At 65.5% G+C, this 15,320-nt stretch carries 15 protein-coding genes; 7 read left to right on the forward strand and 8 right to left on the reverse strand.

All coding sequences use genetic code 11. The features are described from left to right. Positions 1-125: 125 nt before the first annotated feature. Positions 126-857, reverse strand: a complete 732-nt coding sequence (locus ACR65N_RS04610; protein ID WP_430305801.1) for a helix-turn-helix transcriptional regulator — start codon at positions 855-857, stop codon at positions 126-128. A gap of 166 nt (positions 858-1,023) precedes the next feature. Further along, on the reverse strand, positions 1,024-1,881 hold the full coding sequence (locus ACR65N_RS04615) for an IclR family transcriptional regulator (RefSeq protein WP_440455924.1): 858 nt from the start codon (positions 1,879-1,881) through the stop codon (positions 1,024-1,026). A gap of 102 nt (positions 1,882-1,983) precedes the next feature. Between ACR65N_RS04615 and ACR65N_RS04620 the strand changes: the two genes are divergently transcribed. From ACR65N_RS04620 to ACR65N_RS04640, 5 genes are all read left to right on the forward strand, one after another. Then, complete coding sequence (locus ACR65N_RS04620; protein ID WP_440455925.1) at positions 1,984-2,757, forward strand: SDR family NAD(P)-dependent oxidoreductase; 774 nt, start codon at positions 1,984-1,986, stop codon at positions 2,755-2,757. Further along, positions 2,757-3,692, forward strand: coding sequence for a 2-dehydro-3-deoxygalactonokinase (locus tag ACR65N_RS04625; RefSeq protein WP_440455926.1), 936 nt, complete (start codon positions 2,757-2,759; stop codon positions 3,690-3,692). The genes ACR65N_RS04620 and ACR65N_RS04625 overlap by 1 nt, the downstream gene beginning before the upstream one ends. Continuing rightward, positions 3,689-4,327 carry a 2-dehydro-3-deoxy-6-phosphogalactonate aldolase gene (locus ACR65N_RS04630; RefSeq protein ID WP_440455927.1) on the forward strand — a complete coding sequence of 213 codons (639 nt, stop codon included), beginning with the start codon at positions 3,689-3,691 and terminating at the stop codon, positions 4,325-4,327. Before ACR65N_RS04625 ends, ACR65N_RS04630 begins: the two co-directional genes overlap by 4 nt. Then, complete coding sequence (locus tag ACR65N_RS04635; protein ID WP_440455928.1) at positions 4,324-5,211, forward strand: SMP-30/gluconolactonase/LRE family protein; 888 nt, start codon at positions 4,324-4,326, stop codon at positions 5,209-5,211. Before ACR65N_RS04630 ends, ACR65N_RS04635 begins: the two co-directional genes overlap by 4 nt. Before the next feature lie 203 nt (positions 5,212-5,414). Continuing rightward, entirely contained in the window at positions 5,415-6,041 is a 627-nt protein-coding gene (locus tag ACR65N_RS04640; RefSeq protein ID WP_440455929.1) for a PRC-barrel domain-containing protein, read from the forward strand. 91 nt (positions 6,042-6,132) lie between these two features. Here the strand turns inward: ACR65N_RS04640 and ACR65N_RS04645 are convergent, their stop codons facing one another. Together ACR65N_RS04645 and ACR65N_RS04650 are read right to left on the reverse strand one after the other, a co-directional pair. Continuing rightward, entirely contained in the window at positions 6,133-7,491 is a 1,359-nt protein-coding gene (locus ACR65N_RS04645) for a putative bifunctional diguanylate cyclase/phosphodiesterase (protein ID WP_430305808.1), read from the reverse strand. A gap of 122 nt (positions 7,492-7,613) precedes the next feature. Continuing rightward, positions 7,614-9,281 carry a response regulator gene (locus ACR65N_RS04650; protein WP_440455930.1) on the reverse strand — a complete coding sequence of 556 codons (1,668 nt, stop codon included), beginning with the start codon at positions 9,279-9,281 and terminating at the stop codon, positions 7,614-7,616. A gap of 264 nt (positions 9,282-9,545) precedes the next feature. On the opposite strand from ACR65N_RS04650, the gene mutL reads away from it, so the two are divergent. Both mutL and ACR65N_RS04660 read left to right on the forward strand, forming a co-directional pair. Next, positions 9,546-11,408 (forward strand): DNA mismatch repair endonuclease MutL, encoded by a 1,863-nt coding sequence (gene mutL / locus ACR65N_RS04655; protein WP_440455931.1) that lies wholly within the window; start codon positions 9,546-9,548, stop codon positions 11,406-11,408. Positions 11,409-11,497: 89 nt separating this feature from the next. Beyond that, a complete protein-coding gene (locus ACR65N_RS04660; protein ID WP_440455932.1) occupies positions 11,498-11,731 on the forward strand; it encodes a DUF2093 domain-containing protein in 234 nt (77 codons plus the stop codon). Between the two features lie 58 nt (positions 11,732-11,789). Here the strand turns inward: ACR65N_RS04660 and lpxK are convergent, their stop codons facing one another. The 4 genes from lpxK to ACR65N_RS04680 form a co-directional block, all read right to left on the reverse strand. Then, positions 11,790-12,821 (reverse strand): tetraacyldisaccharide 4'-kinase, encoded by a 1,032-nt coding sequence (gene lpxK, locus ACR65N_RS04665; RefSeq protein ID WP_440455933.1) that lies wholly within the window; start codon positions 12,819-12,821, stop codon positions 11,790-11,792. A 50-nt stretch (positions 12,822-12,871) separates the two neighbouring features. Next, positions 12,872-13,603, reverse strand: coding sequence for an HAD family hydrolase (locus ACR65N_RS04670; RefSeq protein WP_440455934.1), 732 nt, complete (start codon positions 13,601-13,603; stop codon positions 12,872-12,874). Between the two features lie 4 nt (positions 13,604-13,607). Continuing rightward, positions 13,608-14,924, reverse strand: a complete 1,317-nt coding sequence (gene waaA, locus ACR65N_RS04675) for a lipid IV(A) 3-deoxy-D-manno-octulosonic acid transferase (RefSeq protein WP_440455935.1) — start codon at positions 14,922-14,924, stop codon at positions 13,608-13,610. 129 nt (positions 14,925-15,053) lie between these two features. Beyond that, positions 15,054-15,293 (reverse strand): DUF4170 domain-containing protein, encoded by a 240-nt coding sequence (locus ACR65N_RS04680; protein WP_430305815.1) that lies wholly within the window; start codon positions 15,291-15,293, stop codon positions 15,054-15,056. Positions 15,294-15,320: the final 27 nt, after the last annotated feature.

Raw genomic sequence — 15,320 nt, forward strand, 5'->3', positions numbered from 1 at the left:
CAATGCAGGATGCATGCCAACTGTAACAAAGCCGGTTTGCAGGCTCCAATCCAAAGGATTTGGGACCTTAAAGCCCCCGGATGCTGAAATCTTGTGCGGCGCAGCGAAAGAAACGGGCGGATTGGTTACTTGATCAGGCCGCGCCGCAAGGCCTTGGCAACCGCCTGAGTGCGGTTGACGGCGTCGAGTTTCTTCGTTGCCCGGTTCAGGTAGTGGTTCACCGTGTGCTCGGAGAGGTCGAGTATGCTGGCGATCTCGACGCTTGTCTTGCCGGCAGCCGTCCAGTTCAGACAGTCGAACTCGCGCTGGCTGAGTGTCTCGGCGGGCTTGCTGTCGCTGGAGCCGATCATCGTCAGGCGCTCGAAGACATGCATGGAGATGTACATCAGCTCCAGCGTCTGCTGACTGGTGAGGCTGACATCGTTGCCGCAATAGCCGATCGCGCAGCGGTTTCCGGCAGGATCATGGACCGGGAAGTAGACGCAGTTGTCCATGCCGAAGCGGTTGAAGATCTCCTGCGCCGACGTATCGCCGCGTTCCTTCGCCAGTTCGCCACTGCTGAGGGCGAACGGCAGCGTCGACTGCCGCAGACGCCGCGCCACGGGGCTGTTCTGCAGCAGCTGACGCTCGTCGAAAAGAGCAAGCAGTTCGGACGGCCAGTTGGTGATAATCGTGTTGCCGGACAGCACATTGACCGTGAGAGGCGGGATCGGCAGCACCATGAAAGCGCGAAAGCCATAGGCATCGGAGAGCCGGCGCATGAAGCGGAAGATATCAAAGTGGGTATCGAGACGAGCGATTTCGGCGACGGATTCGGACAGCCGCAGACGGGTGTCCCTGAAGGTATGCAAGTCCATGCTGTTCGATCAATCAATTGACGGCGGCAACGCCTCCCGCATCAACCCGCCACGTCTCCGGAAAGCCCGCCTTCGAGCTCGTTAAGCGGAGACAATATCAGCTTTCGATGTCGTTGCCTGCTGTGCGAAACCCTCCCTCACAATTGACAGTCGTCAGACAGCCTATCTAGCGGCGTGGGCCCAGCCCGCATTCCACATCCCGGCTGATTGCGGCGGCGGCGGTCCGCAGCGGTACCGACCAGGCCTGCAACTGCGCGCGGTCGGCGCGGAAGGCCGGCGCGGTGACCGAGACGCCGCCGACGAAGCCTTGTGTGTCGACGCGGATGGATGCCGCGACGCAACGGATGCCCGGCTGATGCTCCTCCCAATCCAGGGCATAGCCGCGACGGACGGTTTCCCCGATCTCGGCGTTCAGTCCCGCGGCATCGATCAGGGTCTCCGGCGTAAAGCTGCGGAACACCAGCCGGCCGATAAGGTCGGCACGAGCGGCGGGATCCAGGCTGGCGAGCGCCGCCTTGCCGACGCCGGTGCAATAGACCGGCGCGTTGTTGCCGACCTGCGAGTGCATGCGCACCGCCTGACGACTTTCCAGCTTGTCGAGATAGACCACGTCGACGCCCCGCAACACGCCGAAATGAATGGTCTCGCCGGTCGTCTCCTGCAGCCGATGCAGATGCGGCTCGGCAATCTGGCGCACCGAATTGCGCGACCACGCCTTGGAGGCAAAGGCGAGCAGCCGAAGGCCCGGCGAGTAGCTGCCATCCGGCGCCACGTCGAGCAGTCCCTCCGCCACGAGATGGCGCAACTGGCGATGCAGGCTGCCGCGCGGCTGGCCAGCGATCCGCAGCAGGTCGCCGAAGCGCAGCGGCTGGTCGGCGCCGGCCACCAGATCGAGCACGGCAATCGCCTTGCCGAGGGTTCCCGTGCCTGCGACGCTGTCTTCTTCATCGCTTCGCGCAACCGGAACGGAGCCGGGTTCGGCAAGTTGGGTGGGGCCGGAGCCGGCGCTCGAAGGAGGTGACATGCGGTGCGCCTTCGCGTGCGAGACCTTGACAGCGCGCCACGATACGGCGTCTATTCCAGATAGTCAAACTGAGTTCCACATATTGGAACTAGCGGAAATTCCATGAGCGATCACAGCAGCTTTAACTTTGCCGATCTTGCAGACCGAGGCGTGCTGATCACCGGCGGCGGATCCGGTATCGGCGCTGCCTTTACTAGGGCCTTTGCCCTGCAGGGCGCCAAGGTGGCGTTCATCGACGTCGCCGACGAGCCGAGCCTGGCGCTGGTCGAGGACCTCTCCGCCACCGCCCGCCATCCCGTTCATTACCTGAAAGCAGACCTCAAGCAGACAAGCGCCGTTCGCGCGGCTGTCGAGGAGGCCGCGAACCGGCTGGGCGGTCTCGGCGTGCTCGTCAACAATGCCGGCTGGGACGATCGGCACGAGTTTCTCGAGGTCACCGAAGAGTACTGGGACGACAACCAGGCGATCAATCTGAAGCAGATGTTCTTTGCCGCGCAGGCGGCAGCGCCGCATCTGATCCGCGACGGCAACGGCGCGATCGTCAACCTGTCGTCGATCTCGTTCATGCTCAACAGTGGCAGCATGCCGAGCTATACGACGGCGAAGGCCGCCGTTCTCGGCCTCACCAAAAGCCTCGCGGGGAAGCTCGGCCCGGACAACGTCCGCGTCAACGCCATCCTGCCCGGCATGGTGGTGACGGAGCGGCAGAAGCGCTTGTGGCTGACTGACGAGAGCATGCGCGCGATGATCGACCGGCAATGCCTGAAACGCAGCCTTAGCGCCGAGGACATGGTCGGGCCTTGCCTGTTTCTCGCGTCGCGTGCCTCGGCCGGCATGACGGCACAATGGATAACTGTCGATGGAGGAGTACTTTGATGGCGCAGCCCGCCTATGTTGCCGTGGACTGGGGAACCTCCAGCTTCAGGCTATGGCTCATGGATGCCGAGAATGCGGTGCTTGCCGAAAGGCGCAGCGGCGAAGGCATGACGAGTGCCGCCGGCATCGGCTTTGCCACGGTTCTCGACGCGCATCTGGCGGCCGTTTCGGCGCCTGACGCGCTCCCCGTCGTCATTTGCGGCATGGCCGGGGCGCGCCAGGGCTGGGTCGAGGCCGGCTATATCGACGTGCCGGCACAGCTGGCGGCGGTCGCGCAAGGGGCGGTCCGCGTTCCCGGCGTCGCGCGCGACATCCGCATCCTGCCGGGCATCGCCCAGCGGAGCGTCGACACGCCGGACGTCATGCGCGGCGAGGAGACCCAGCTGCTCGGCTCGTTGTCGGACAGCGCCGCCGGCGAAAATCTGGTATGCATGCCCGGCACCCATTCGAAATGGGTGGCCGTTTCCGGATCGACCGTCACGAGCTTCTCCTCGTTCATGACCGGCGAAGTCTTCGACGTCCTGTCGAAGCAGTCGATCCTGAAGCACGCCGTCGGCGGCGCCGAGCCTTTCGACGGCAGCCATCCCGCCTTCCGGGCCGCCGTCAAGGCCGCCTGTGCCCGGCCGGCGATGATCAGCAACCTCATCTTCACCGCCCGCTCGGGCCAGCTTCTGCACGGGCTCGATGCCACCGGTGCCGCGGCACGGCTGTCCGGCATCCTGATCGGCACTGAGATCGCCGGCGGCCTGACCATGGCCGACCGAAGCGCGACGATCCGGCTGGTGGCTTCCGGGCGGCTGCAGGGCCTTTATGAGGCCGCGCTCGAGACGGCAGGGCTTGCCTTCGAGACGGTGGACGCCGATCTTGCCGTTCGACAGGGGCTTGCGACGGCAGCCCATTCCCTTTTCTTCAGCACTGCGAAAGCCACGTCATGACCCGCATCCCCTTCCCCACCATGCAGCGGCCGCTGGTCGCCATCCTGCGCGGCCTGAAGCCCGAGGAAACGCAGGCCGTCGTCGGTGGCCTGATCGAGACCGGCTTTACCGCCATCGAGATCCCGCTGAATTCGCCCGATCCGTTCCGCTCGATCGAGATCGCCGCAAAGATGGCGCCGGACAATTGCCTGATCGGCGCCGGTACGGTGCTGACGGTCGAAAACGTTGCCTCGCTGGAAGCGGCGGGCGGTCGGTTGATGGTCAGCCCCAACGTCGAGCCGGCGGTCATCGAAGCGGCTGCCGCCAAGGGCATGGTCACCCTTCCCGGCTGCTTTACAGCCACCGAAGCGCTTGCTGCGGCGCGCGCCGGCGCAACCGGCCTCAAGTTCTTCCCCGCCAATGCACTGGGTGCCGCCGGCATCAACGCCATTCGGGCGGTGCTGCCGAAGGATCTCGTGATCGCTGCGGTCGGCGGCGTCTCGGAAGTCAATTTCGAGGAATATGTCAAAGGCGGCATCACCGCCTTCGGTCTCGGCTCCAGCCTCTACAAGCCCGGCATGAGCGCTGCCGACGTTACTGAGCGTGCACGCATCACGATTGCCGCCTACGACCGCGCCACGGGAGCGGCGGCATGACGGAGACGGTTGCTTTTCAGGGCAGCGTGCTGTCCTCGACGGCTTGCGAGCTCGGTGAAGGGCCGACCTACGACCCGCAGACCGACACGGTCTGGTGGTTCAACATACTGGGGCGGGAACTGCATGAGCTTTCAGTCTCCACCGGCGACGTCAAGGTGCATGCGCTGCCGTTCAAGGCAAGCGTCCTCGCACGCATCGACGGCGACCGGCAGCTCATCGCATCCGACCAGGGGCTGATGATCCGCGACAGCCGGACCGGAGCCTTCGAGCGATATCTGGAGCTTGAGCCGGCCCATATGGGCAACCGCTCCAACGACGGGCGCGTCCATCCGTCGGGCGCGCTGTGGCTCGGCACGATGGGGCTGAAGGCGCAGACCGGTGCCGGCTCGATCTACCACGTCGCGAAAGGCAGCGTGACGCGCATCGTCACCGGCGTCAGCATCCCCAACGCCGTCTGCTTCTCGCCCGACGGTACGGCCGGCTACTACACCGATACCACGGTGAACCGGATCATGCGCCTGCCGCTCGACCCGTCGACAGGACTTCCGACAGGCGACGCCGCCCTGTTCCTCGATACCAGCGACCGACCGGGCGGTGCCGATGGCGCGGTGTGCGATGCCGATGGGGCGATCTGGAACGCTCGCTGGGGTGAAGGCGCCGTCGATCGCTACGATGCCGACGGACGTCATCTGGCGCGCTATAAGGTTCCGGCAAAGCGCACGACATGCCCGGCCTTCTTTGGCGCCGGCGGACGCCGGATGCTGGTGACGACCGCCTTCGAGGGCGCAAGCGACAAGGAGCGCGCGGAGGATCCGCAGGCCGGCTTCACCTTCGATCTCGGCATCGACGTTGCCGGTCGGCTGGAGCCTTGCTTCCAGCTCTAGACGACAGAGCGGCGCGACGAAAAATGCGGCGAACGCGTTGTGATAGGTGAAAATGCTTTGGCATTTTTGCCTATTTTTTTCACAAATGCCTCAGGAACCATCCTTGTCGACCCGCATTGTCTCAACGGAACCGGTGCGGTGGCGGTCCAAAAAGACCCGCAGCCGCGCTTCCGAAAGACACGAGACAAGAAGGTAGATTCGTTATGAAGAAGACACTGAGCACTATGGCAGCAGCTGCAGTTCTGATGGCTTCCACGGCGATCGCGCCGGCGTTTGCACAGACCAATAATGCCGCTCCGGCGACCCCGGCCATGCCGGGCGCACAGACCGACACGGTTACGCCGCCCGCCTCCGGCTCGATGGGTTCGCAGTCGGGTGCCGCAACGATGGGCGCCGCCTCGGGTGAATACCTGACGCAGCAGAGCGAAACCCAGATGAGCGCCAACGACTATATCGGCAAGGCCATCTACAACGGCGAAAACAACAGCATCGGTGACGTCAACGACATCATCATCGAGCAGAATGGCGGTATCGCCGCTGTTGTGGTCGGCGTAGGCGGCTTCCTCGGCATTGGCGAAAAGAACGTCGCCCTGCCGATGAGCAAGGTCACCATGAGCCGCGATACGGAAAACCAGGACGTCCGCCTGACGACAACCGAGACCGCCGAAGCCCTGAAGTCGGCTCCGGAATTCCAGACGCTCGACGACCAGCAGGCTGCTGCTCGCTCGAACGGCGCGACCGACGGCACGACGACGTCGTCGACCACCGGCGCTGGTACGACAGCTCCGGCCGGCAGCGCAACGACCCCGTCGACGCAGGCCAAGCCGTAAGCTAGCCGCTGGAACGAGGGACGCGCTGTCGTCTCGACTGGGGGCGGTGCCTAGGCACCGCCCTTTTCCATGTTCGCCCGATGGATGTGGTTCAGAAGGCTTCGCGCACCAGCGGAGTGTCGCGGTAGTGGCGATCGAGGTAGGCGAGCGTAGCCGTCGCATCGACCGGCCGGCCGTAGTGATAGCCCTGCCCCATGGCGCAGCCGAGCGCCTTTAGCTTTTCGGCATCCGCCGGCTCCTCGATGCCTTCCGCGACCACCTCGAGATCGAGCCCGTCGCACATGGCGATGATGGCCTTTACGATGTGTTCCGATGCGCGGTCGGTGGTGATCCGGGCGATGAAGGCCCGGTCGATCTTGACCTTGTCGAAGGTGAAATCGCGCAGCCTTCCGAGGCTGGACTGGCCGGTGCCGAAGTCGTCTAGGGAAATGCGCATGCCGGCGCCGCGTAGCTCGTTGATGATCCGCTGTGCCGTCTCGGCCGAACTCATCACCGCGGTTTCGGTGATCTCCAGCTCCACGCGGTTCGGATCGAGACCGACGCGCCCGAGTGTTGCCAGGATCGTCTGGACGGTGCCCGGCTCCATCAGCTGCACGGATGACAGGTTGAATGACAGGAACAGCTCGCGCGGCCAGGACAGGGCGGCCTCTGCGGCCTTGCGCAGCAGGGTTTCGGACAGCGCATCGATGAAGCCGCGCTCTTCGGCAAGCGGTACGAAGACGGCAGGCGACACGAAGCCGAGATCAGGATCGATCCAGCGGGCAAGCGCTTCGAAGCCGACCAGCGAGCCATCGCGAATGCGCACGATCGGCTGGAAATGGACGTCCACCGCGTCGGCGATGATGGCATTGCGCAGCGCCTGCTCCAGCTGCGTCGAGCGCTTCATCTCCTGGGCGATCTGGCGCGAATAGACGGTGATCTGGCCACGGCCGCGGCGCTTGGAGCGGTAGAGCGCCGTTTCAGCGCTCTTCAGCAGTTCCTCGAACTCCTCGCCGGCGAACGGATAGATGGCAAAGCCGAAGGAGGCGGAAAGCCGGACATTGCGGTCGCCGAGATCATAAGGTGCCGACAGCACTTCCTTGATCATCTGGCCCAGGCGCTCGGCGCCGTTCTTCTCGAAGACCAGCGGCAGCAGGAAGACGAACTCGTCGCCGTCATGACGGGTGACCGTCGCACCGTCGGGCATGCAGGCCTTCAGCCGGTGCGCTACCTGACAGAGGATCTCGTCGCCGGCCTGCGAGCCGAACAGGTCGTTGATCGGCTTGAAGCCGTCGAGATTGGCGATGCCGAGGGTGAAGGGTGCCGGGTCCTCGGCTCGTTCCGTGACGATAAGCCGGACTTTTTCCTTGATCCGCTGACGGTTGCCGAGACCCGTAAGGGCATCCCGGTAAGCCATTGCCTGCAGTTCTCTATGGGCGACCTCTGGCAACGGTTTCACCGCCGAATTCATGCATTGCCCCACGCATCTTTGGGTTTGCCGCAGAATGCGGCCCAAAGATTAAGAAAGGCATAGCAGTAGATACCGGGATATTGGGGGGGTGCCGAAGGGTCTGCGGCGGCTTTGACGAGGGGTCAGCCGGTGTCCTGGCGCCAGGCGCGGGACGTCTCGCCGAGATACTGGCGGAACTTCTCCTCGAGGATATCCGGGCTCAGCGGCTTCATCACCACGTCGTCGATACCGGCGGCCCAGCAGGCGTCGCGATCGCCTTCGACAGCCGGGGACAGCACGCCGATGATCGGCGTCGTACCCGGAAATTCCTCCGACTCGCGGATCTTCGAGGCAGCCTCGAAGCCGTTCAGCACCGGCAGCGTGATATCCATCAGCACCAGCTTCGGCGACAGCTCCCGCCACAGCCGGACCGCCTCCTCGCCATCCGAAGCAATGGCGTACCGATAGCCGAAGCCTTCGAGGATCTGCGTGAAGACGATCTGGTTGACGGCATTGTCTTCCGCCACGAGGATGTCGATGGATGGCTCGGTGGAGATCTGCCAGTCGCCGTCATCGAGAGGCTCGCTGACCACCGGCGGATTGCGCAGGTGACGGGTGATGTTCTTGACCAGGTCGCGGTGCAGTTGAAACGCCTCAAAGACCAGCACGTCGATGCCACAGGTCTGCGCCAGTTCAAGGCAGGCGATATCCATGGCGGCGTCGATGACTACCAGATCGATCGTGACGCCAGTATCGCGGGCAACTGCAAGGATCGCCTGGAGCTCCTGCGGATCGCGGGCAGCCGTCGCATCGAGCCCGAGCCGCAGCAGAAGCGGCAGGCCCTCGTTCTCGACCGACGTGTCGCCGGTCACCAGCAGGATCCGCCGTCCGGCGATATCGTCCGCCGCCGGCCGGACCGGAACTGGGCGATCACCCTGTCGGCGCAGATCCGAATGGACGAAATCGACGCCCTCGATGCCGGTCAGCAGCCGCTCGCCCTGCAGCCCGGCCTCGACGACGTCCGACAGATCCTCCATGGCTGTGACCACCAGGTAGCGGCCAGGCTTGCCAACCCTGAACTTGCGGGTGATGACCGCCGTCTCGGCGCAATCCGGCCGGACGAGCTTTTCGGCGATCTGGTAGGCGGTGCCGGTTTCGATGACCTGCTGGTTGATGCTGTCGACGCGGGCCGAGAGCTCGGCCGAATGCAGGTCTGTCGTCCGCCGGCCCAGCATCTGTTCGGATTGCAGGTCGTAGAGCGCGCAAGCGGCGCGGTTGACCGCGACATAGGCGGAGTTGCGGTCCTGGACGGCAACCGGGAAAGGCAGGCTGTCGAGGATCTCCTCGGTCACCTGGACCCGTTCGAGATCGGAACGCCACTGATCCTCGCGCTTGCGGTGCTCGGAGATGTCACGGAAGATGCAGATGCCGAAGCCGGACGGCATTCGCCGCTTGGTCAGGCTCATCCAGCGGTCGGTGCCGCGCTGCACGACGGTTTCGGCGCGCTCCTTCCACAGCGAGGCGATCTCGCCGGCGATCCAGTCGGCTCGCCCGACGCGCGACCGGCGTTCGGGCTCCGGCTCGTTGGGCCAATAGCCGCCGTGATCGTAGAGTGTGCCGAAGATATCGCGCAGACGTGTGCCTGGCACCGGGGCGACGGAAAAGGCAGGCAGGAAGCTCTTCAGCTGCGGGCTGGCAAAGACAATCGCGTCCGTCCGGTCGTAGACCAGCATGGCGCCCGAAACTGCGTCGGCGATGATCTCCAGAAGCTGCGACGGAAAGCTGTCGTCCGAAAGCATGCCGGCAGTCATCGGAAGCCTTTCCGATGGCGACATGTGGCCCCAGATCGGCCGAGCCGGCGGCTCACTCGTGCCGGTCGCATCTTCGCATCCTCGTCGTCAGGCACAGTCGCCCCACCGCAGGGTCCCGCCTTGTTCTGATATGATCCGCCCGCCGCGGCCATCGATATCCAAACGATTAGACGGTCCGCGTTAAGGTCGACTTAACGGTTCGAAGCCCGGGACAAGGGCGTCGCGGGGCTTTTCATCGCCGGGCGGATGCGAGACAATGGCGGCATGCCCGTCAGACAGCTGCCAGAAACCCTGATCAACCAGATCGCCGCCGGCGAGGTCATCGAGCGACCCGCCAGTGCCGCCAAGGAGCTGATCGAGAACGCCATCGATGCCGGTGCCACGCGCATCGAGATCGCTACCGCCGGCGGCGGCAAGAGCCTCATCCGGATCACCGACAACGGCAGCGGCATGGATGCAGCCGACATCAACCTTGCGGTGCGCCGCCACTGCACCTCGAAGATCACCGCGACGCTCGACGACATCCGCACGCTCGGTTTTCGCGGCGAAGCGCTGCCGTCAATCGGCTCGGTCGCCAAGCTGTCGATCACCAGCCGTCGGGCCGGCGCCGATACCGGCGTCGAGATCTCCGTCGTTGGCGGACGCGTGTCGCCGGTTCGGCCTGCCGCCGCCAACCAGGGCACGGTGGTGGAGGTGCGCGACATCTTCTTCGCCACGCCGGCGCGCCTCAAGTTCCTGAAGAGCGAGCGGGCCGAAGCCGGCGCCATAACCGAGGTGGTGAAGCGGATGGCGATCGCCTTCCCGCATGTGCGCTTCGTGCTCTCCGGTTCGGACCGATCGACGCTCGAGTTCCCGGCCTCGCCCGACGATCCGTTGACGCGCATGGCGCAGGTGCTGGGCGCCGATTTCAAGGACAACGCGATCGCCGTCGACGCGCTGCGCGAGGACGTCGGCCTCAAGGGCTTTGCCGGGGTGCCGACCTTCAACCGCGGCAATTCCGGTCACCAGTACGCCTTCGTCAACGGCCGGCCGGTGCAGGACAAGCTGATCCTTTCGGCCATCCGCGGCGCCTATGCCGAGACCATTCCCTCCGGTCGCTACCCGGTCGCCGTGCTGTCGCTGACGCTCGACCCGGCGCTGGTCGACGTCAACGTGCATCCGGCCAAGTCGGACGTCCGCTTTCGCGATCCGGGGCTGGTGCGCGGGCTGATCGTCGGCGCCATCCGCGAGGTTCTCGCCCGCGAAGGCGACCGCGCCTCGACGACCAGCGCCAGCGGCATGATGAGCGCCTTCCGGCCGGGGTTCGGCGGCGCGGGCTACGCCCAGCAACCGCTGCGGACCGCCTGGTCGGCGGCCACCTCGCCCTACCGGCCCGTCGGCGGGTTCGCCCAGGCAGCGCAGCCTGCCGGCTTTTACGAGACAGAGCAGGCGGCGTTCGAAACCGTGCTCTCTCCCAGCGCCCGCGCCGATCAGGGCTTTGCGACACCGGCCCTGGCAGCTCCCGCCGAACGGCTCCAGGCCTCGGAGCCGGTGGAGCTTGCCACCCGCTACCGGCTCGGGGCGGCACGCGCGCAGCTGCACGCGAACTACATCGTCGCCCAGACGGAAGACGGACTGGTGATCGTCGACCAGCATGCAGCCCATGAGCGGCTGGTCTTCGAAGCGATGCGCAAGGCGCTGGAACAGGAGCGACTGCCGTCGCAGGTGCTGCTGATCCCGGAGATCGTCGACCTTCCCGAGGAAGACTGCGACCGGCTGATGGTGCATGCCGAAGCGCTGGAGAAGCTCGGGCTCGCAATCGAGCGGTTCGGTCCAGGCGCCGTCGCGGTGCGAGAGACGCCGGCACTGCTGGGCGAGGTCGATGCGGCGAGGATGGTCCGCGACCTGGCCGACGAGATCGGCGAATGGAACACGTCGGAAGGCTTGCGCGGCCGGCTGGAGCATGTCGCGGCGACGATGGCCTGCCATGGTTCGGTGCGCTCCGGACGGCGCCTGAGACCCGAGGAAATGAACGCGCTGCTGCGCGACATGGAGGCGACGCCCGGTTCCGGCCAGTGCAATCACGGACGGCCGACCTATATCGAGCTGAAGCTCAGCGACATCGAACGGCTGTTCGGGCGAAGCTGAGATATTTCTCGTCGCCGTCGGGACCGGCACTGGTCTTCGCGCGCCGCCGGCGATAGATCATGGCGATGATATTCGGCAGGAGACGCAAGATGAACCGTTTCGAAGGCGGCATGAACCGGGAGGCAAAGATCCGTTACCTCGACGGCGACTACCAGATCCTGACGCCCGGCGCCTACGTGCTCTGCGCCATGACCGGCGCCTCCATCCCGGTGGACGAGGTCCGCTACTGGAGCGTCGCCCGCCAGGAAGCCTATGCCGACCTTCAGTCCGCTGTGGAAGCCGACAAGCGCGCCGGCATCCTGCCGAACCAGAAACGCGCCTGAGGCTTAAACATCCGGACTGTGTGCCTGCCCCGCACCCGCGATCGGAGCAGGGCTAGCCCTACCCGTTGCGCAGCCGGCGAGCCCTGCATCGTCCGATCGCCTCGTCGATCATCCGGCCCGGTGCCTGCGGGTCATCAAACAGCATATCCACCTCGACCACCGTCAGCCGCTTCAGGAGCGCCTCCGCTGCATCGTGATGGCCTGCGAGCCGCACCGCATCCTTGGCGGTGGTAACGAGCGTCAGGCCCTGTCTCCCGGCATCGTTAATCAGGTCGAGAAGCTCGTCCTCGGCGAAGTGGTGGTGATCGGGAAAATCCCGGCTGGCGACGATCTCGCCGCCCATGGAACGCACCGTCCGGTAGAATTTCTGCGGGTCGGCGATACCGGCAAAAGCGAACAGTCGCTTGCCGGCGATCTGCGGGTCCGGGCGCGGCACCAGGCTTGCCACGTGAACCGCCTTCCCGGCCCGCGCCGTCTGGCGAACGAGGCTGTCGGCGGCCGATCCGCTTCCGACCTTCAGCATTGCCGACATCTGCCGCATCTGCTCACGCAGCGGCGCCCGCACCGGTCCGGCGGGCACCAGATGGCCGTTGCCGATGCCGCGCATCGCATCCACAACCACCAGCGCGAAATCGATGGTCAGCCTGGCGCTCTGGAAACCGTCATCCATGATGATCAGGTCGGCGCCTTCAGAGACCAGCCGCTGGGCGCCTTCGTAGCGCCGCCTGGAGATCACCGTCATCGCCTCGCGCACCAGGAGCAACGGCTCGTCGCCGACCGCATCGGCGCGGTGGTGGTGCGGATCGACCAGCGTCGTGACGTCGAGCGTGCCGCCATAGCCACGGCTGAGGAAGCCCGGCTTCAGCCCACGGGCCTTGGCGGCCCGGGCGATGGCGAGCGCTGTCGGGGTCTTTCCGGCACCGCCGACGGTGAAATTGCCGACGCAGAAAACCGGTACCGGCACACTGGGACGGCGGGTGCGGGCCATCCGACGGCCGGCGATGCGGCCGTAGACCTGTGAGATCGGCCACAGGCTCCAGGCTTTCCAGTCCGCTCTTCCCCACCAAAAGGGCGGTGCTTCCGAAACCATCTCTTCCCCTCAAAACGGCGCCGGCGAAAGCCGTGGTATCTGCCTGTGCGTCAGGCCGGCTGAAAGACCGGTAGCAGGGTTTCCAACCCGAGAATATCGCCCAGCACGTGGTCGGCCGCAGCCTCCAGGGTCGACAGCGAACCGGTGCCGCTCAGCACCGCCACCTTCAGGCCGGCGCCGGCCGCAGCGGCCATGTGCAGGTCGTGATTGTTGTCGCCGACGACGGCGACCTGCGACGGCTCCAGGCCAACGGCGCGGCAGAAGCCGAGCACCATGCCCGGTTCCGGCTTGCAGCCGTGACCGCTGTCGTAGCCGGCAATGAAATCCAGATGTTCGAGAAAGCCGAAACGCCGCGCCGTCTCGCGGATCGACCGTTCGTTGTCGCTGGAGGCAACGCCGAGCCGATAGCCGCGGCGTCTCAGGCGACCGAAGAAGGCGGCGAGATCGGTCACCGCGACGGAAAAATCCGCAGCCCTGACGAACAGGTCGTCAAGCGCCACGGTCAGCGTCGCGACGTCGAGCGGCGACCCGGCTTCCACCAGTCCCGCGGCAATCTGTGCGGCGGTGCCGGCGGCAAACAGACTGTCGGCCATCGTCCGGCCGGTCACCGGATCCATGCCGCAGGCGATCAGCAGGCGCTCCTCGAAGGCGCTATCGCCGCCGGCGGCCGCGATGCGCGCCGCCTCGCGGTTCACCGGGCCCCAGCTTTCGTCGTACCGGAGGATCGTGCCGTCCTTGTCGAACAGCAGGCCGCGGATCAGGGCGGGATCGGTCGCCGCCATCAGATCAGGCGCCCGCACTGGCCGGTCGCAGCCGGGCGGTCACGGTCAGCGGGTTGATGTAGGGTTCGAGCGCCTTGACGGTGGTCGACAATGCGCCGCGCATGTCCTGCACCGCCTCGTGGCCGCAGTCGATCATCTTGCGGCGGGCAATGTCGTTGGTCATCAGGTAGTGGACGGCCTTGGCCAGCATCTCCACGTCGCGGACCATGCGCGCGCCGCCCTTGCGGATGATCTGCTGATAGGTCTCGCGGAAATTCTGGACGTTCGGACCCGACAGCACCGCGCAGCCGACCATCGCCGATTCCAGCGGGTTCTGGCCGCCGTCTTCCGTCAGCGAGCGCCCGACGAAGGAGATCTCGGTCAGCCGCAGGTAGAGGCCCATCTCGCCGATCGTATCGCCGAGGAAGATGTCGGTCTCGGGCGTGATGACATCACCCCGCGACCGGCGGGCAACGACCAGACCCTTCTGCTTGAGCATGGCCTCGATCTCGTCTCCACGCTCCGGATGGCGCGGCACGATGATCGTCAGTTGATGGTTGCGCGGCTTCAGCGCCCGGTGGACGAAGGCGGCGGCGGCCTCCTCTCCATCGAAAGTGCAGATCGCAGCCCAGGTCTTGCGGTCGCCGACCTGCGACCGGTAGCGCTCCAGAACCTGCGGATCATAGGGAGGCGGATCGGTGTCGCCTTTCAGGTTGCCGGAAATGATCACCGGCCATGCGCCAAGATCGCGGAAACGTTCGGCATCGACGTCCGAGCGGGCGATCACCAGCGACAGCTTGCCGAACAGCAGCTCGGCGATGGCCGGATTGTTCTGCCAGCGATCATAGGAGCGATCCGACAGGCGCGCGTTGACGCGGATCTGCGGAATGTTGCGGCGGGCCAATTCGGCAAGCGTCGTCGGCCAGATTTCCGATTCCGCGGTGATCGCCGCATCCGGGTGCCAGTAGGCGATGAACCGCTTGATCGGAAATTTGACGTCGAGCGGCACGTACTGGTGGATCACCTCGTCGCCGAGCCGCGACTGCACCAGCGAAGCCGAGGTGACCGTGCCGGTGGTCAACAGGACGTGGATGTTGCGGCGGACCAGTTCGCGGATGAGCGGAATGACGGCATTGGTTTCGCCAACGCTTGCCGCGTGAACCCAGATCAGCGGCCCGTGCGGCCGGGCCCGGCTCGGATAGCCGAGCCGTTCGAGCCGGCGCTGCCGGTCTTCCTTGCCCTTCAGGGCGCGGTAGGCGAGATAGGGCGTGACGAAGGGATAGGCGCCGATACCGGCGACACGGTAGCCAAGCAAAGCGGCGCGCGCCAGACCGCTCTTCACTTCACCCGCTCCCGCTTTTCCGCCATCCGCATCATCCCGTCTGCCGCTCTATCCTGCACATTGGCCTATGCGTTACAAATGCGTCAAAAACGCGCCGACTGAGCCGGCCGCGTCGGACGTGCGGGCGGATCAGCCGTTGCTGTCGGGGTCCAGCAGGCGGTGCATGTGGACGATGAAGTAGCGCATCTGCGCGTTGTCGACCGTCTGCTGCGCCTTGGATTTCCAGGCGGTCAGTGCGGTGGCGTAGTTGGGGAAGATGCCGACGATATCCAGCGCCTGGAGATCCTTGAACTGGACGCCCTGCAGGCTTTCAAGCTCGCCGCCGAAAACCAGGTGAAGGAGTTGTTTCTGTCCGCTCTGGTCGGTCATGCTCAGCCTCGTCTTTTGTCTCTGCGA

The sequence above is a fragment of the Rhizobium sp. SAFR-030 genome (assembly GCF_059415005.1).

Excerpts from the sequence above, each read along its gene's own strand:
- ACR65N_RS04610 (WP_430305801.1), bottom strand. The coding sequence starts at position 857 with ATGGACTTGCATACCTTCAGGGACACCCGTCTGCGGCTGTCCGAATCC.
- ACR65N_RS04615 (WP_440455924.1), bottom strand. The coding sequence starts at position 1,881 with ATGTCACCTCCTTCGAGCGCCGGCTCCGGCCCCACCCAACTTGCCGAA.
- ACR65N_RS04620 (WP_440455925.1), top strand. The coding sequence starts at position 1,984 with ATGAGCGATCACAGCAGCTTTAACTTTGCCGATCTTGCAGACCGAGGC.
- ACR65N_RS04625 (WP_440455926.1), top strand. The coding sequence starts at position 2,757 with ATGGCGCAGCCCGCCTATGTTGCCGTGGACTGGGGAACCTCCAGCTTC.
- ACR65N_RS04630 (WP_440455927.1), top strand. The coding sequence starts at position 3,689 with ATGACCCGCATCCCCTTCCCCACCATGCAGCGGCCGCTGGTCGCCATC.
- ACR65N_RS04635 (WP_440455928.1), top strand. The coding sequence starts at position 4,324 with ATGACGGAGACGGTTGCTTTTCAGGGCAGCGTGCTGTCCTCGACGGCT.
- ACR65N_RS04640 (WP_440455929.1), top strand. The coding sequence starts at position 5,415 with ATGAAGAAGACACTGAGCACTATGGCAGCAGCTGCAGTTCTGATGGCT.
- ACR65N_RS04645 (WP_430305808.1), bottom strand. The coding sequence starts at position 7,491 with ATGAATTCGGCGGTGAAACCGTTGCCAGAGGTCGCCCATAGAGAACTG.
- ACR65N_RS04650 (WP_440455930.1), bottom strand. The coding sequence starts at position 9,281 with ATGACTGCCGGCATGCTTTCGGACGACAGCTTTCCGTCGCAGCTTCTG.
- mutL (WP_440455931.1), top strand. The coding sequence starts at position 9,546 with ATGCCCGTCAGACAGCTGCCAGAAACCCTGATCAACCAGATCGCCGCC.
- ACR65N_RS04660 (WP_440455932.1), top strand. The coding sequence starts at position 11,498 with ATGAACCGTTTCGAAGGCGGCATGAACCGGGAGGCAAAGATCCGTTAC.
- lpxK (WP_440455933.1), bottom strand. The coding sequence starts at position 12,821 with ATGGTTTCGGAAGCACCGCCCTTTTGGTGGGGAAGAGCGGACTGGAAA.
- ACR65N_RS04670 (WP_440455934.1), bottom strand. The coding sequence starts at position 13,603 with ATGGCGGCGACCGATCCCGCCCTGATCCGCGGCCTGCTGTTCGACAAG.
- ACR65N_RS04680 (WP_430305815.1), bottom strand. The coding sequence starts at position 15,293 with ATGACCGACCAGAGCGGACAGAAACAACTCCTTCACCTGGTTTTCGGC.